The 16,934-nt window shown below is 73.4% G+C and carries 12 protein-coding genes; 8 read left to right on the forward strand and 4 right to left on the reverse strand.

Annotated features, from left to right (window positions below; all coding sequences use genetic code 11):
* Window positions 1-5: 5 nt before the first annotated feature.
* A complete protein-coding gene (locus J3P41_RS08270) occupies window positions 6-920 on the reverse strand; it encodes an EamA family transporter (RefSeq protein WP_210649856.1) in 915 nt (304 codons plus the stop codon).
* 74 nt (window positions 921-994) lie between these two features.
* Between J3P41_RS08270 and J3P41_RS08275 the strand changes: the two genes are divergently transcribed.
* A complete protein-coding gene (locus J3P41_RS08275) occupies window positions 995-1,882 on the forward strand; it encodes a LysR family transcriptional regulator (RefSeq protein WP_210649857.1) in 888 nt (295 codons plus the stop codon).
* 32 nt (window positions 1,883-1,914) lie between these two features.
* Here the strand turns inward: J3P41_RS08275 and J3P41_RS08280 are convergent, their stop codons facing one another.
* On the reverse strand, window positions 1,915-3,129 hold the full coding sequence (locus J3P41_RS08280) for an ROK family transcriptional regulator (RefSeq protein WP_210649858.1): 1,215 nt from the start codon (window positions 3,127-3,129) through the stop codon (window positions 1,915-1,917).
* A gap of 89 nt (window positions 3,130-3,218) precedes the next feature.
* On the opposite strand from J3P41_RS08280, the gene zwf reads away from it, so the two are divergent.
* The 4 genes from zwf to J3P41_RS08300 are packed head-to-tail and all read left to right on the forward strand — an operon-like array spanning window position 3,219 to window position 8,266.
* Window positions 3,219-4,730: a glucose-6-phosphate dehydrogenase gene (zwf, locus tag J3P41_RS08285; RefSeq protein WP_210649859.1), complete on the forward strand. Its 1,512-nt coding sequence runs from the start codon at window positions 3,219-3,221 to the stop codon at window positions 4,728-4,730.
* Window positions 4,727-6,601: a phosphogluconate dehydratase gene (gene edd / locus J3P41_RS08290; RefSeq protein WP_210649860.1), complete on the forward strand. Its 1,875-nt coding sequence runs from the start codon at window positions 4,727-4,729 to the stop codon at window positions 6,599-6,601. Before zwf ends, edd begins: the two co-directional genes overlap by 4 nt.
* Window positions 6,585-7,223, forward strand: a complete 639-nt coding sequence (gene eda / locus J3P41_RS08295; protein WP_246861911.1) for a bifunctional 4-hydroxy-2-oxoglutarate aldolase/2-dehydro-3-deoxy-phosphogluconate aldolase — start codon at window positions 6,585-6,587, stop codon at window positions 7,221-7,223. Before edd ends, eda begins: the two co-directional genes overlap by 17 nt.
* Before the next feature lie 38 nt (window positions 7,224-7,261).
* Window positions 7,262-8,266, forward strand: coding sequence for an aldo/keto reductase (locus J3P41_RS08300; RefSeq protein ID WP_246861912.1), 1,005 nt, complete (start codon window positions 7,262-7,264; stop codon window positions 8,264-8,266).
* A gap of 60 nt (window positions 8,267-8,326) precedes the next feature.
* Here the strand turns inward: J3P41_RS08300 and J3P41_RS08305 are convergent, their stop codons facing one another.
* Window positions 8,327-11,020, reverse strand: coding sequence for a glycoside hydrolase family 3 protein (locus tag J3P41_RS08305; protein WP_210649861.1), 2,694 nt, complete (start codon window positions 11,018-11,020; stop codon window positions 8,327-8,329).
* A 218-nt stretch (window positions 11,021-11,238) separates the two neighbouring features.
* Entirely contained in the window at window positions 11,239-11,763 is a 525-nt protein-coding gene (locus J3P41_RS08310) for a MarR family winged helix-turn-helix transcriptional regulator (protein ID WP_210649862.1), read from the reverse strand.
* 121 nt (window positions 11,764-11,884) lie between these two features.
* Between J3P41_RS08310 and J3P41_RS08315 the strand changes: the two genes are divergently transcribed.
* From J3P41_RS08315 to J3P41_RS08325, 3 genes are all read left to right on the forward strand, one after another.
* The gene (locus J3P41_RS08315; protein WP_210649863.1) at window positions 11,885-12,676 is read left to right on the forward strand and encodes an SDR family NAD(P)-dependent oxidoreductase; all 792 of its coding nucleotides are present in this window, start codon (window positions 11,885-11,887) and stop codon (window positions 12,674-12,676) included.
* Window positions 12,677-13,027: 351 nt separating this feature from the next.
* Window positions 13,028-14,647 (forward strand): sigma-70 family RNA polymerase sigma factor, encoded by a 1,620-nt coding sequence (locus tag J3P41_RS08320; protein ID WP_210649864.1) that lies wholly within the window; start codon window positions 13,028-13,030, stop codon window positions 14,645-14,647.
* Between the two features lie 182 nt (window positions 14,648-14,829).
* Window positions 14,830-16,934, forward strand: a 2,105-nt coding sequence (locus J3P41_RS08325; protein ID WP_210649865.1) for an Ig-like domain-containing protein, incomplete at its 3' end; no start/stop codon positions are given.

The following is a 16,934-nucleotide window of genomic DNA, read 5'->3' on the forward strand; positions in this document are numbered from 1 at the left end:
CGGTCCTAGCGGCTCGCCGACACCACCGGCCGGACCTCCGAGCTGGCGGCCGGTCTCGTCCGCCGCCCGCGCGGACGGCGCAGGGCGACCAGCACGCCGGCCACCAGCACCAGTCCGCCGCCGGCCTCGGCTGCGTTCGGCGCCTGCTCGAGCAGCAGCCAGGCCGACACCATCGCGACGACCGGGGCCAGCAGGACCCACGGGACGACGGCGGCGGACGGGTTGCGCGACAGCAGCGTGTTGAACACGCCGTACCCCACGAGGGACGCCATGCCTGCGGTGTAGAGCGTCGAGACGGCTGCCTGCCACCCGAACGCCGCCAGGCCGCCGGCCACCGCCGCAGGCCCGTCGACGACGAGCGACAGCGCCAGCATCGGCACCGGCACGACCACCGCCGACCACACGGTCAGCCCGAGACCCCCCGGCACCGCCGCGGCCCGCGACACGACGTTGCCCACTCCCCACGACAGCGCTCCCAGCAGGCACAGCAGCAGCGCGCTCAGCGGGACGTGACCTCCCCGTCCGAGCGCGACCACGAGCAGCCCCAGGGCGCCCAGCGAGACGCCGACCACCTGCGCGCGGGTCGGCCTCTCGCGCAGCACCCCGGCGGCGATGACGATGGTGAACACCACCTGTGCCTGCAGCACCAGGGCGGCCAGGCCGGGCGGGAGCCCCGAGGCCATCGCGACGTAGAGGAACCCGAACTGCCCCAGCGACATGAAGGCGCCGACGGCGGCCAGGGTCCCCCACGGCACGTCCGGGCGACGGACGAGGAACACCGCCGGCAGCGCGACGGCGACGAAGCGCACGGTGCAGAACACCAGCGGCGGGACGTCGCCCATGCCCCAGTCGATGACGACGAAGTTGAAGCCCCACACCGACGCAACCAGGGCGGCGAGGAGGCTGTCTCGGCGGCTCACGCAGACAAGCCTCGCGGTCGACGACCGTGCAGCACCAGCGATGTTGTCTGCATCGAACGCGGTAGCGTCGCTGCATGATCGACCTGACCGCCCTGGCGGCCCTGCGGGCCGTGGCCGCTCACGGGTCCGTCGTCTCGGCCGCTGCCGCGCTGGGCTTCACGCCGAGCGCCGTCTCGCAGCAGGTCAAGCGCCTGGAGCGGCAGACCGGCGTCCCGCTGCTGGAGCGGGTCGGGCGCGGCGTCGTGCTGTCCCCGCACGGGCGCCACCTGGTCGAGGCGGGTGGCCGGCTGCTGGCGGAGCTCGAGCACCTCGAGGCGGGGCTCCACCAGCACGCCGGCGCGGTCGCCGGCCACCTGCGCATGACGGCGTTCTCGACCGCGGTGCGCGGCCTGGTCGCGCCACGGGTGCGCGAGCTGCTCGACGCACACCCCCGCCTGACGCTCAGCCTCCACGAGTGCGATCCGTGGGACACCGTCGACATGGTGGCCTCGGGTCAGGCCGACGTCGGCGTCGTCCACCGGTGGGGCGACGTGCCGCTCGCCGTGCCCGACCACCTGAGCACCACCCACGTCGCCGAGGACGTCGCCGACGTGATCGTGCACCGAGACCACCGCCTCGCCGGTCGCGAGGTCGTCACCGCGCGCGACCTGCTCGGCGAGGGCTGGATCGCCACGCCGGAGAACACCATCTGCCGTCAGTGGCTCAACCGGATGCACGACGGCACGGGTCAGGTGCCCCGGATCGCCCACCAGTCGATGGAGTTCGACTCCCACCTGGCGCTGGTCCGAGCCCGGCTCGGGATCGCCCTGGTGCCCCGGCTGGGCCGCCAGCCCCTCGGCGACGAGCTGGTCGCGGTCCCGGCCGTCGACCCCGTGCCCACGCGCGCGGTGGTCGCGCTGCACCGGCGCAGCATGACCGCATCACCGGCGGTCGCGGCGCTGCTGGCGGTCCTGCGCCGCTGACGGGCCGCACGCGAGCGCGCGTCCGGTGGACCTCAGCGCCGGGCGAGGGCGGCGTCGACGGCGCCGGGGGAGAGCACCGACTCGAGCGCGAGCCGGATGCACCCGACCAGGCCGGCCCGGTCGCCGTACGTCGCCGGCACCACCTGGAGGTCGCGTCCCGCGAGCGCGGTGGTGGCGCCGAAGAGCGCCTCGCGCAGCCCCGCGGAGAAGGTGTCGAAGGCGCCCGCCATGTCGCCGCCGACCACGACGACGCGTGGGTTGAGCACGGTGACCGTCGCGGCGAGCGCCTCGCCGACGTGCCGGCCGGACTCGCGCAGGACGGCGCGGGCCCGGCCGTCGCCGCGCACCGCCTGGGCGACCAGGTCGCGCACGTGGTCGACCTGGACGTCCGCCTCCCGCAGGCGCTCGACCAGGGCCCAGCCGCTCGCGACCGTCTCCAGGCAGCCGGTCTCGCCGCACCGGCACACCAGGCCGGCGGCGGCGGGCACCTTGACGTGGCCGAGCTGCCCGGCCGCGTCGCGGTGCCCGCGGACCAGCCGGCCTCCAGCGACCAGGCCCACGCCGATCCCCGTCGAGGCCTTCAGCACGAGCGCGTCGTCGTCCTCGTGCAGGGACGGCTCGGCGTCCGCCGTGCGGGAGACGGGCAGCTGGGACAGGGCCATCACGTTGATGTCGCTGTCGAGGACGAGGGGTGCGGCGCTCACCTCGGCGAGGTACGGGCGCAGCGCGACGCCGTCCCACCCGGTGAGTGCCGGTGAGTCGACGCTCGTGCCGGCGACCGGGTCGACCGTGCCGGCCAGCGACATCGCGACTCCCCGCACGTCGTCGCCGGTGCGACCGAGCTCCCCGAGCATCCGGGCGAGGTGGGCGACGACCACGGGCATCAGCACGTCCGGGCCCTGGCCCGTCTCCTGGTCGACGCTCACCGCCGCCAGCTCGTTGCCCCGCAGGTCGCACACGGCCAGCTGCGAGCGGCTGCGGCCCACGGCCACGCCCAGCACCAGGCCGGCGTCGCCGTTGAGGACGAGGGTGGTGGCGGGACGACCGCCGGTCGCGGACTCCTCGTCACCCTCCAGCACGAGCCCGGCGTCCGCCAGCGCCGCCAGCCGGGCGTTGACGGCGGTGCGGGAGAGCCCGGTGAGCCGCCCGAGCGCCCCGCGGGTGGTCGCGCGGCCCGAGCGGATGTGGGCCAGGAGCTCACCCGCCGTCGCGGGCGAGCCGGACGGCGGTGCGGTGGCGGTCGGCATGGTGCTCTGCATTCTGGCACCCGCAGATATGTCCGTGAAAGTCCTAAGTTCGGTTGCCGCCGTCCCGAACTGTCCGTACCGTACGGCGCATGGACATCCACACCGCGGCCGCGACCGACGGCCAGCCTGCCGTCCTGCCCGTGGACGCGTGCGACTTCACCGTCTTCGGCGGCACCGGCGACCTGGCGCTGCGCAAGCTGCTGCCCGCCCTCTACCTCCGCGACCGGGACGGCCAGCTGCCCGACGGCTTCCGCGTGATCGGGGTCTCCCGGGCGACGATCGACGACGACGGCTACCGCAGCCTCGTCGCCGACGCCCTCCGCGAGCACGTGCTGCCGGCGGACCTCGACCAGCGCGTCGTCGACCGGCTGCTCGCCCGCCTGCACTACGTGACCCTCGACGTCGAGGACGTCACCGCCTGGCACCGGCTGCACGACCGCCTCAAGGACGGCGCCGCCAGCGAGGACGTGACCCGGGTGTTCTACCTCGCCGTCGCGCCGGGGCTGTTCGGGACCATCTGCGAGCGGCTCGACCAGGTCGGGCTGGCGACCGAGCATGCGCGAGTGGTGCTCGAGAAGCCGCTCGGCACCGACCTCGCGACGGCGCGTGCGGTCAACGAGGCCGTCGGCCGCGTCTTCGACGAGTCGAGCATCTTCCGCATCGACCACTACCTCGGCAAGGAGAGCGTCCAGAACCTCCTCGTCACCCGGTTCGCCAACACCTTCCTCGAGCCGCTGTGGAACAGCCGCTGGGTCGACCACGTGCAGATCACCGTCGCGGAGTCGATCGGCGTGGGGGAGCGCGGCTCCTACTACGACCGCTCCGGCGCGCTGCGCGACATGGTGCAGAACCACCTGCTCCAGCTCCTGTGCCTGGTGGCCATGGAGCCGCCGACCTACGTCGACCGCGAGACGGTGCGCGACGAGAAGCTCAAGGTCCTCCAGGCGCTGCAGCCGATGACCCCCGAGCTGGTCGACCGCGACACGGTCGCCGGTCAGTACGGCCCGGGCCTCTGCGCCGGCAAGGCCGTGAAGTCGTACGCCGACGAGGTGGGCCACCCGAGCAGCACCGAGACCTTCGTGGCACTGCGGACGGAGGTGCAGAACTGGCGATGGGCCGGCGTGCCGTTCTACCTCCGCACCGGCAAGCGGCTGCCCGAGCGCGTCTCGGAGATCGTCGTGGTCTTCAAGGAGCCGCCGCACGCGATGTTCCCGCACAGCGAGGGGCGCACCGAGGCCAACCGGCTGCACATCCGCGTCCAGCCCGACGAGGGGATGCGGCTGCACATGACGGCCAAGGAGCCCGGTCCCGGCGGGATCCGGCTGCGCCCGGTCTCGCTCGACCTCAGCTATGCGACCGCGTTCGGGGCGCGCTCGCCCGACGCCTACGAGCGGCTGCTCATGGACGTCGTGCGCGGCAACACCACCTTGTTCATGCGCCGCGACGAGGTCGAGGCCGCCTGGGCGTGGGTGGCGCCGATCCTCGAGCGCTGGTCGCAGCCCACGCACCGACCCCGCCGCTACCCGGCGGGGACCCACGGACCCGTCGCCGCCGCCACGCTCCTCGAGCGCGACGGCCGATCCTGGCAGGAGACAGAATGAGCCGCCCCAGCACGAACCCGGTCGTCGCCGAGGTCACCGAGCGCATCACGCGGCGCAGCGCCGCGACCCGCGCGGCCTACCTCGCCCGCGTCGACGCCGCCCTCGGCGAGGGCCCCGCACGCGGCCGGCTGGCCTGCGCGAACCTCGCGCACGGCTTCGCCGCGGCCGACGAGCCGATGAAGGCGGGACTGCGGGCGAACCGCAAGCCCAACGTGGCCATCGTGTCGTCGTACAACGACATGCTCTCGGCCCACCAGCCGTTCCGCGACGTGCCCGAGGTGCTCAAGAAGGCCATCGTGCGCGCCGGCGGGCTGGCGCAGTTCGCCGGCGGCGTCCCGGCGATGTGCGACGGCATCACCCAGGGCCGGGCCGGGATGGAGCTGTCGCTGTTCAGCCGCGACCTCATCGCGATGTCGACCGCGGTCGCGCTCTCGCACGACATGTTCGACGCGGCGATGATGCTCGGCGTCTGCGACAAGATCGTGCCCGGCCTGCTCATCGGGGCGCTGTCCTTCGGTCACCTGCCGACGATCTTCGTCCCGGCCGGCCCGATGACCTCGGGCCTGCCCAACGGCGAGAAGGCGCGCGTGCGCCAGCTCTACGCCGAGGGCAAGGTCGGCCGTGAGGAGCTCCTCGACGCCGAGGCGGCGTCGTACCACTCCAAGGGCACGTGCACGTTCTACGGCACCGCCAACAGCAACCAGATGCTGATGGAGGTCATGGGGCTGCACCTGCCCGACGCGACGTTCGTCAACCCCGGTACGCCGCTGCGCGCGGCCCTCGACCGCGCGGCCGGGGAGCGCGCGGTCGCGATCACCGCGGCGGGCGGGGAGCCGACCCCGGTGGGCCACCTCGTCGACGGGAAGGCGATCGTCAACGCGTGCGTCGCCCTGCTGGCGACCGGCGGGTCGACCAACCACACGATGCACCTCGTCGCCATGGCGGCCGCGGCCGGCATCACCCTCACCTGGGACGACCTCTCGGACCTGTCCGCCGCGGTCCCGCTGCTGACGCGGATCTACCCCAACGGCTCGGCCGACATCAACCACTTCGTCGCTGCCGGCGGCACGCCGTTCCTGGTGCACACCCTGCTCGAGCACGGCTACCTCCACGACGACGTGCAGACCGTGTCGGGGCGTGGCCTGTGGCGCCACACGCGCGAGGCCCGGCTCGACGGGGACTCCGTGGTGTGGGAGGAGGGACCGCGGACCTCGCTCGACACCGAGGTGCTGCGACCGGCCGACGACCCGTTCGCGCCCGACGGCGGCCTGCGGATGCTGGCCGGCCGGCTCGGCCGGGCGGTGATCAAGACCTCCGCCGTGCGCCCCGAGCACCGCGTCGTCACCGCCCCGGCGATGGTGTTCGACGACCAGGCCGACTTCCTCGCCGCCTTCGCCGAGGGTCGCCTCGACGGGCGCGACCTCGTCGCGGTCGTGCGCTACCAGGGCCCGGCCGCCAACGGCATGCCCGAGCTGCACAAGCTGATGCCGGCCCTCGGGGTCCTGCAGGACCGCGGCCAGCGCGTCGCGGTCGTCACCGACGGGCGCATGTCGGGCGCCTCCGGCAAGGTGCCGGCAGCCATCCACGTGACGCCCGAGGCGGCGCTCGGAGGCCCGCTCGCGCGGGTCCGTGACGGCGACCTGGTCACCCTGGACGCCGAGCGCGGGCTGCTCGAGGTGGACCTCTCCGACGCCGACCTCGACGGCCGCCCGACGACCGGCCGCGCCCCCTCCGACGCGGAGTGGGCCGGCACCGGGCGCGAGCTCTTCTCCGGCTTCCGCGCCATCGTCGGCACCGCCGAGACCGGCGCCAGCGTCATCCGTCCCCTGCCCGCCGCCACCCAGGAGGCCTCCGTTGTCCAGCCCGTCTGAGTCACTGCTCTCGCTCGTCCCCGTCGTGCCGGTCGTCGTCATCGACGACCTCGCCCACGCCGTGCCGGTGGCCCGGGCCCTCGTGGCCGGCGGGCTGCCCGTCATCGAGCTGACGCTGCGCACGCCGGTCGCCCTCGACGCGATCGCGGCGATCGCCGCCGAGGTGCCCGACATCCTCGTCGGCGCCGGGACGGTGGTCGCGCCGGGCCAGGTGCAGCAGGCGGCCGACGCCGGGGCGCAGTTCCTGGTCTCCCCGGGAGCCACGCCCACCCTGCTCGGGGCGATGGCCGACTCCGGGCTGCCGTTCCTGCCCGGAACGGCCACGGTCTCCGAGGCGATGGCCGTGCTCGAGGCGGGCCACACTGAGATGAAGTTCTTCCCCGCCGAGGCGTCCGGCGGCGCGGCGTACCTGAAGTCGCTGGCCTCGCCGCTGCCGGCGGCGCGGTTCTGCCCGACCGGCGGGATCACGGCCGCCACGGCCGCGTCGTACCTCGCGCTGCCCAACGTCGGCTGCGTGGGCGGCTCGTGGCTGACGCCGGCCGACGCGCTGGCCGCCGGCGACTGGGACCGCGTGACCGCCCTGGCCGGCGAGGCCGCCGCGCTGGGCACCGCCGCCTCCTGACCAGCGCGTCCCCCGCCGGAGATGTGAGACTGAGCGACATGTCTTCGATGGAGCAGCGCACCCTCGGCAGGACCGGCCGCGAGGTCTCGGTCGTCGGTCTCGGCACCTGGCAGCTCGGCGCGGACTGGGGTGACGTCAGCGAGGAGGACGCGCTGGCGGTCCTGGAGGCCTCGGCTGAGGCGGGCGTCACGTTCTTCGACACGGCCGACGTCTACGGCGACGGCCGCAGCGAGCAGCTCGTCGGCCGCTTCGTCGCCGCGCACCCCGACGCCGGCCTCACGGTCGCGACCAAGATGGGCCGTCGCGCCGAGCAGGTGCCGGCCAGCTACGTCGAGGCCAACTTCCGCGAGTGGCTGGACCGCTCGCGCCGCAACCTCGGCACCGACCGGATCGACCTGGTGCAGCTGCACTGCCCGCCGAGCGAGGTCATCGACGCCGACGCGACGTACGACGCGCTCGACCGGCTGGTCGACGAGGGCGTGATCGCGGCGTACGGCGTCAGCGTCGAGACCGCCGCGCAGGCGCTCAGCGCGATCGCCCGCCCCCGCGTCGCCAGCGTGCAGATCATTCTCAACGCGTTCCGGATGAAGCCGCTCGACGAGGTGCTGCCGGCGGCCGCCGCGGCGGGCGTGGGCATCATCGCCCGGGTCCCGCTCGCCTCCGGTCTGCTGTCGGGCAAGTACGACCTCGACACCTCCTTCGCCGAGGACGACCACCGCAGCTACAACCGCGACGGCAGCGCCTTCGACGTGGGCGAGACCTTCTCCGGCGTCGACTACGCGACCGGGGTGGAGGCGGCTCAGGAGTTCTCCGCGCTGGTGTCCGCCAGCGGGCTCGACGGCGTGACGCCCGCCCAGGCCGCCATCGCCTGGGTGTGCCAGCAGCCCGGCGTCTCGACCGTCATCCCCGGTGCGCGCAACGTCGACCAGGCCCGGTCGAACGCCGCGGCCGGTGCCCTCGCGGCGCTGCCGGCCTCGTTCCTCGAGGGTGTGGCCGAGCTGTACGACCGTCGGATCCGCGCGCAGGTGCACGCGCGCTGGTAGCCGCCGCGGGTGGGCGAGGCCGCCGTGGGTCGACGGTCCCGCCGACCCACGGCGCCTGGCTCACCGCACGCGGATGGTGCCTGACAGCGAGGTGTCGGCCGAGGACTCGCCGACGTGGATCGGCACCTGGCCTCGCGGCGTCACCCACCCGTCCAGCTGCTCGTCGAAGTACGACAGCGAGCGCTGGTCGAGGTCGATCGTGACGACGCGCGACCGGCCGGGCCGCAGGGTCACCCGCTCGAACCCGGCCAGCTGGCGAGGCGGGGTCTCCACCTCGTCGGTGGGCAGCGTCCCGGCGTAGGCCTGGACGATGTCGGTGCCGCGCCGGTCGCCGACGTTGGTGACCCGCACCCGCACGGACGCGTTGGACCCGTCGCTGCGGCCGCTGTCCGTCACCAGCCGGTCGTACTCGAACTCGGTGTAGGACAATCCGAAGCCGAACGGATAGCTGGGCTGCACCCGGTCGGCGAGGAAGCCGCGGTACCCCACGAACACGCCCTCGCTGAACCGGGCGACACCGGGCGTGATCTCCGGGACCTGACGCTCGTTGCGGGGGATCGTGACCGGTAGGTGGCCGGACGGGTTGACGTCACCGAACAGGACGTCGGCGATCGCGGCGCCCTGCTCCTGCCCCGGGTACCAGGCCTGGAACGCCCCGGCGACCCGGTCGATCCAGGGCGCCACCCGGCTGGGAGCGCCCGTCTCCACGAACACCACCGTGCGCGGGTTGGCTGCGGCGACCTGCCGGATCAGCTGCTCCTGCTCCTTGGGCAGGGCGAGGTCGGGGCGGTCGACACCCTCGGTCTCGTAGTTGCGCACCACGACCACCGCGACGTCCGCCGCCCGGGCGGTGTCGACCGCGGCCCGCATCGCGGGAGCGAGCACCGACTCGGGGTGGCGCCAGAAGAGCCGGACCTGTCCGCCCTGGTACGACGACTCGGCCGGGGCGGCGTACTCCACCCGCACGTCGACCTGCTCGCCCTCCTCGAGGTAGATCTGGCGCGACTGCGACGACAGCGCTCCGGTGTGCTGCACGAACACCTCGCCGTCCACCCACAGCGTGGCGTCGCCGCGGGCGGTCAGTCCCAGGGTGTAGCGGCCGTCCGCGGGGGCGGTGAGGGTGCCCGACCAGCGCGCGGAGAGGTCGCCGGTGAGGGCGAAGTCGCCGCGGGAGGTGGGAATCTTCGGCGAGGCGGCGTTGAAGCCGGGGAAGTTCTGGAAGCCGAAGTTGACGTTCACGTTCGGGTCCACCTGCCGCAGGTGGGCGTCGCCGGCGAACGTCGTGTTGGACCAGTACTCGGCCCACAGCCCGTCGCCCTCGCCCTCTGCGGGAGTCAGCACCGACGACGGCACCGGGTGCGGTCCCGGGAGCAGGTCGCCCTCGGAGATGCCGTCGGTGCCCGGCGAGTAGGTCACCCGCGCCCCCGCCCCGGCGCGTGCCCGGATGCCGTCGAGCGGGCTGATCGCCGCCGTCGTGATGGAGACCTGCGAGGACCCGCCGCCCTGGGCCGAGATGTTGTCGGCGTCGGGACCGATGACGGCGATGCGACGCGCGGAGCGGCGCAGCGGCAGCACGCGGTCGTCGTTCTTGAGCAGCACCATGGACCGCGCCGCGACCCGGCGCGCGAAGTCGCTGTTGCGGTCGCGGTCGAAGGTGCCGGGCGTGGGGAGCTCGTCGAAGAGGCCCAGACCCACCATGGGACGCAGGATGCGGCGCGCCATGTCGTCGAGACGCTCCTGCGAGACCGTGCCGGCCGCCACCGCCGCCAGGAGGCGCTCACCGAAGTTGGCCGAGCCGGGTCCTTGGTCGCCGGGCTGTTCCTGGTCGAGCCCGGCATTCGCCGCGCCCACCGTGCTGGGCGTGGCGTTGTAGTCGCTCATGATGAACCCGCGGAACCCGAGCTGTTCCTTCACGATGGTGTTCATCAGCGGGCTCTCGCAGGCCTTGGTGCCGTTGATCCGGTTGAAGGAGCACATCATCGCCCCGGGCCGAGCCTCCTCCTGGGCCTGCTCGAAGGGGCGCACGTAGATCTCGCGCAGGGTCCGCTCGTCGACGCGGGCGTCGACCTCGAACCGGTCGGTCTCCTGGTTGTAGGCGAACGGGTGCTTGAGCGTGGCGATGACCGGGTGCTCCTGGATTCCGTCGGTCACCGCGCTGCCCATGGTCCCCGACACGAGCGGGTCCTCCCCGAACCCCTCGAAGGCGCGGCCCCACAGGGGCGTGCGGGTGATGTCGAGAGTGGGGCCGAGCTGGACGTTGTGCCCGGTGGCGAACGTCTCCTCGCCGAGCAGGCGCCCGTAGCCGAGGGCGAGCTCCTCGTCGAAGGTGGCGGCGAGCGCGGTGCCGGACGGGAGCTGCGTGGTGGCGCGGTCCACGGCCGGGTTGGCGACGCGTACGCCGACCGGGCCGTCGGCCATGGTCTGGGCGGGGATGCCGAGGCGTTCGATGGGGTTGTTGTAGAAGCCGAAGTTGTTGTTGATCTGCCCGGTGGCGAGGTCGGCCTTCTCCTCGTTCGTCATGCGTTCGAGGATCTGCTGCACGCGTGCCTCGACGGCCACGGAGCTGTCCCAGCCGGGCGTGCGGATGGGCCGCTCGGTGGCGTAGGGCGTGATGGTCGGCGGCTGGAAGCGCGGGCCGGTGAACCGGCTGCGCGGGTCGTCGCCGGGGTCGGGTCGTGCCTCGACCGGAACGGTGCCGAGCGCGAGGAGCGCGCCCGTGAGTGCGAGTACCAGGGTCGTGCGTCGTGGTGCCATGGGGTTCCCTCAGGTCCGAGAAGGCACCGGCCGCTTCGTGCGCGCCGAGATGAGCCGGGCGGAGTCAGGGCCGGCCGGTGTGGGTGGTGAGGTGCGTCGTGCCGTTGAACGGCCCTCCGCCTGTCGTCGTTCGGCCGCTGGTCGCGGCAGCGCCCCTCCCGGGCGCCACGAGTCCCGTACCCGGCCCGGCCGAGCCGATCCCCACCGCGCGACCGTGGTTAGGTCTGATCTCCCGCAGGCGGGCGCCACGAGTCCTCGTCCCGGATGGCCCGCGCGATCAGACGGCTGATCTGGTGGAGCTGGCGCTTCTGCGACTGCGTCAGCGGGTCCAGCACCAGCCGGTGGACGACGTCCACGTGGCCCGGGGTCGCCGATCGCACCTTCTCCTGCCCGAGGTCGGTCAACGTCGCCAGGGTGTAGCGGCCGTCGGCGGGATCGGGCGCCCGACGCAGCCACCCCTTGGCCTCCATGCGGGTCGCCGCGCGGGACAGGCGCGACAGGGTGCTGTTCGCGTAGCCGGCCAGCACGCTCATCCGCAGCGTGCAGTCCGGCGCCTGGGCCAGCGCGTACAGCATGCCGTACTCGAAGTGCGTGAGCTGGGAGTCGCGCTGCAGCTGGCCGTCGAGGGCGGCGGGCAGCCACTCCAGCACGGTCGCCATCGCGGCCCAGGTCTCCAGGTCCTCGCCCGTGAGCTCGGCGCTCGGGTCGGGGGTCGCGCCAGCGCGTCGGTCGGGGTCCGGCATGCCGGTCAGCGTACGCAGGTTGGCAGCGAGGCGGTGAGTTGCCCAGGCAAGTCACTGGCCGTACTGTGACTTTCCTGAGCAACTGAAACCGGCCGAACGGCTGGTGCGGAGAGGCGAGAACATGGACCTGGACCTGGCGGGCAAGCGGGCCTTCGTGAGCGGGGCGACGCAGGGCATCGGCTTCGCGATCGCCGAGACGCTGCTGGTGGAGGGCGCGGCCGTCGTCATCAACGGGCGCACCGCCGACCGCGTCGAGGCGGCCGTCGAGAGGCTGCGGGGCACGAGGGCCGGCGCGGAGGTCGACGGGATCGCGGCCGACTTCGCCGAGCCCGACGAGGTGCGGCGGCTGCTGGCCTCGCTGGGCGAGGTCGACGTCCTCGTCAACAACGTGGGCATCTTCGAGGTGAAGCCCTTCGGCGAGGTCTCCGACGCCGAGTGGAAGCGCTACGTCGACGTCAACCTGATGAGCGGCGTCCGCCTGTCGCGCCACCTCCTGCCGCAGATGCTGGCTCGCGGGTGGGGCCGGATCATCTTCATCAGCAGCGAGTCCGGCGTGAACGTGCCCGGCGACATGACGCACTACGGGACGACCAAGGCCGGCATGCTCGCCCTGGGCAACGGCCTGGCCAAGCTCACCCGCGGCACGGGCGTCACGGTCAACACGATCCTCGGCGGACCGACGTACTCCGACGGGGTCGCGCAGACCGTCGCGGAGATCTCGCACGCCCAGGGGACGTCCCCGGACCAGCTGAAGGGCGCCATCGCGGCGGGCCACCAGACCTCGCTCCTGCAGCGCTTCATCGAGCCGAGGGAGATCGCCCACCTCGCCGCGTACCTCGCCAGCCCGCTCGCCTCGGCCACCAACGGCGCGGCCGTCCGGGCGGACGGGGGAGCGCTGACGGCGATCCTCTGAGGCCTGGTCGCGCCGGCCCGCGCTGCTGCTTCATCACGGTATGTCGGTGAATGGGCACTTCCCGTGCCGAGTTGACCTGGGGATGTGCGGGTTCGGCGACATCCCTTGATGAATGCCCCGGGCCGGGCCGCGGCGTCGCTCCACCAAGGTATGTCGGTGAATGGGCACTTCCCGTGCCGAGTTGACCCGGGGATGTGCGGGTTCGGCGACATCCCTTGATGAATGCCCCGGGCCCGCGCCCGCAGCGCCGCTTGATCACGGTACGTGGCTAACTTGTGCACGTCCCGTGCCCGAGCCGACCCGCTCGTAGTTGCCCGCCGAGTGGCGAAGCGGTGCACACTGGTGACCACCATGACGATGCAAGCCGACCGCGCGGGGGAAGTCAGCGACGTCGACCTCATCGTCCGAGCCCGCGAGGCGGACCAGGCGGCGGTGGCTGCGCTGTTCGAGCGCCACCACCCCGCCGCGCTGAGGCTCGCCCGGATGCTGACCGACCCGGTGACCGCCGAGGACGTCGCGTCCGAGGCGTTCGGCAAGGTGATGCGCGCCCTTCGCGAGGGCAAGGGGCCCACGGAGGCATTCCGGCCCTACCTCCTCACCGCGGTGCGCAACGTCCACGTCGATCACGTGCGCGCGGACCGTCGTTACGTCTGGGACGACGAGCCCGAGTCGCCGGAGGCGGCACCGCCCGCGAGCGTGTCGGTGGAGGCACGCGAGGAGGCTGCCCTCGTGGCCCGGGCCTTCAGCACGCTGCCCGAGCGCTGGCAGAGCGTGCTGTGGCACACGGTGGTGGAGAACGACGACCACGTCACGATCGGGCGCCTCCTGGGGATCAAGGCCAACGCCGTCGCGGCACTGGCGTTCCGCGCGCGCGACGGGTTGCGCGAGGCGTACCTCACCGCCCACCTCGGCGAGCTGCGGCCCGCGTGCCGGCCCACCCGCGGCTCGCTGGCTGCCTACGCCCGCGGCACGCTTCGGGCACGGCGCCGCAGCGCGGTCGAGCACCACCTCGAGGAGTGCCCCGAGTGCACCGCCGCCGTGGCCGAGCTGCGCCGCATGGGCCGCGGGACCGCACTCCTCCTCGGTCCCGGCGTGCTGGGTGCCGCGGGCGCGGCGTACGTCGCCTCGGCGTGGCGCGGAGCCGGGGTGGACCCCGCCGACGTGGAGCTCTCCTCGGGACCGCGCCGCGGGCCGCGGCACGCCGCTGTCGCCGTGGCGGCGGTGAGCGTGCTGGCTCTGGGCGCGGCCGCCGTCCAGGCTGTGCCCGAAGCCGACACGCCGGGCGTCACGGCGTCCCAGGGCCGGGCGCCGGCGACGACCGGTCCCGCCCCGGACGGCGACTCGGGCGCCGGTACGGACGCGCCGTCCACCGGAGCCGAGACGGGCGATCCACGACCTCCGCGGCCGTCCGGCTCGACGCCGTCGCGCCGACCGACGCCCGGCGACGAGGCGGACCCCGGCAGCGACGGGAGCAGCCCCACGCCCGACTCCGTGACGCCGCCCCCGACGCCGACCCCGACGCCGACACCCCGCCCCACGCCCAGCCCGACCGAGACGCCGAGCGCGTCCCCGACCTCCCGCCCGACGCCTGAGACGTCGGCGCCGGAGCCGACCGAGCCAGCACCCGCGATCCTCCGGGACAAGGACCTCTGGTTGGAGGCGCCGATGACCGAGGACCTGGTGGACTTCCGGCACGTCGAGGTCCGGGTCGGCACCGGCGGCCTCGCGTCGGTGCAGGTCGTGCTCCGCTTCCAGGGCATCACCTCCTGGACGTTGCACGAAGGACCGTCCTGGGCCGTCGCCACGTGCCGCGAGGCCGACGGCGCGGTGTCGTGCGAGGTCTCCTCGGCGCGGGGTCCGCTCGGCCTCGACGTCGTCGCTCCCGACGGGTTCGTCGTCGACGCCGTCGTCAGTGCGCCCGGCAACAACGACCCGCGCCCGGAGAACAACCGGCTCAGCTTCCGCGGCTGAAAAAAAGTTCGCGGAAGTCGCGTAAGCGCGGGTGCTCGGCCCCCGTCTTTGGAGGGCAGCACGGATACCAAAGTGTTGCTTCTCTGCGTTCGCCTGACTTCGGCCAGCGTGTTCCTTAACTTTGCGAGCGCGTTGCCGCCGGAGCGCACGATCCAGATGACCGCCACGACCGAAAGATGCGCATGAACCCAAGAACGTCCACACGTCGTCACAAACTTGCAGCGGGCATCTCCCGCGCCGGCCACGCGGCCGTCGCCGCGGCCGTCGTCCTCTCCACCGGCGTCGTCGCTGCCGTCGGCGTCGCGTCGCCCGCCGCCGCCGCACCGGCCCTGGACTGCGTCGGCGCCCTCTACCTCACCGACTCCGCGGACGGGCGGGTGCTGCGACTGGGCCTGGACGGCAGCCTCGGCACCACGACCGTGTACGACCCCACCACGGGGACCGCCGGCGACCCGAACCAGCTGGGCATCGGCGCCGGCGGGTCGCCTGTGATCAACATCGACCGTGACTCCGGACGGATCGTGAAGTACGTCCCCGGCACCGAGGAGCGCACCGACGTCGCGGCGCGCGCGAACGGCAACATCGCGGGCGCGATCAACCCCGCCGACGGCCTGTTCTACTACGGCGGGTACTCCAACGGGGACCTGGTCCTCTACTCCTACGACCCGGCGACCAACACCGCGTCGTCCGGCGCCGTCGCCGCCATCGACGTGCCCAACCCGCCCTCGAACGGCACCAACGGTGACATCACGTTCGACCCCGCGGGCAACCTCTACTTCGTCGCCTCCTCCAGCAGCGAGTTCGCGCTCTACTCCTTCGGCGGACCGGCTCCGGTCAACGGCACGGCGACCCGCCTCGCCGGCGACGACGGCCTGGGCAACGCGGCCGTCAACGGCATCGCCTTCGGCAGCGACGGGATGCTCTACCTCGGCCAGGCCACCCAGGTGCGCCAGGCCAACCCCATCACCGGCGACCTGACCGGCACGAACCTGACCCTCGGTGGCGGCGTGAGCAGCAGCGACCTCGCGTCGTGCGCCGAGGCGCCGGCCAGCCTGACCGTGAAGAAGAACGTCGCCGGACGACGCGCGACGACGGACCAGTTCGCCGTGACCGCCACGCGTCCCGCGGCAGACGGCACCACGGAGTTCCCCGTGGGAACGACGGCGGGCACCGACACGGGCCTGCAGAACTCCCCGGCCGAGGTGGCCGGGCCGGCCATCATCTTCCCCGGCCGCACGTACACGATCTCCGAGGAGGCCAGGGGGACGACCAACCTGGGCGCCTACACCAGCTCGTGGGAGTGCCGCAGCCGGACGGGCGAGCTCATCGCCGAGGGCTCCGGCTCCAGCGGGACGTTCACCGCTCCGACCACCGGTGCTCTCTCGATCACCTGCACGTTCGTCAACACGCCTGTCCTGCCCCGCGTCGGTCTCGCCAAGAGCGTGAACCCCACCCGGTTCAGCACGGCCGGCGAGACGCTCACCTACTCGTTCGCGGTGTCCAACTCGGGCAACACGGCGCTGCGCGACCTGGCGATCAACGACCCCATGCCTGGCCTGTCCACGCCGGTCTGCGCTCCGGTCGCCCTGGGTGGCACCCTCCCCGCTGGCGAGTCCACGACGTGCACGGCGACCTACACGGTCACGGCCCAGGACGTCGCGAACGGCGCTGACAAGAACAACACCGCCACGGCCACCGGTACGCCCCCTGCGGGCACCGGGCTGCCGCCCGTCACCTCCCCGCCGGCGACGGCGACCGCCGCGTTCGTGGAGCGGCCCGTCGCGAACGACGACTCGGCGAACACGCCGTTCAACACGCCGGTGACGCTGCCGGCTGTGGCCGACGACACCGCAGGCAGGACCGCGCCGCTGGTTCCGGGTGCGACGGTGTTCACCAGCTCTGCTGCGACCAACGGTGGCAAGACGCTGGTCACGCCCGAGGGCACGTGGCAGGTCAACGCGAATGGCACGGTCACGTTCACCCCGGCGCCGGGCTACACCGGCACGACCCCGGCGGTGGAGTACCGGATCACCGACGACAACGGCACGACCGACACCGCCGACCTGGTCGTGACGGTCCGACCTGGTCCGCAGGCTGAGCCCAACACCGACACGACGCCGCAGGACGTGAACGTGACGGTGGACCCGCTGGTCAACGACGTCCCGGGCCGGTTGGCCGATGGGACCCCGGGCAGCTGGGACGAGTCCTCGGTGGTGTTCCCGGTCGGTCCGAACCCGGGCACCGTGTCCGACGACGGCAAGACGCTGACCGTGCCCGGTGAGGGTGT

The sequence above is a fragment of the Nocardioides sp. SYSU D00065 genome (assembly GCF_017916425.1).
In the GTDB taxonomy this organism is placed as follows: Bacteria; Actinomycetota; Actinomycetes; order Propionibacteriales; family Nocardioidaceae; genus Nocardioides.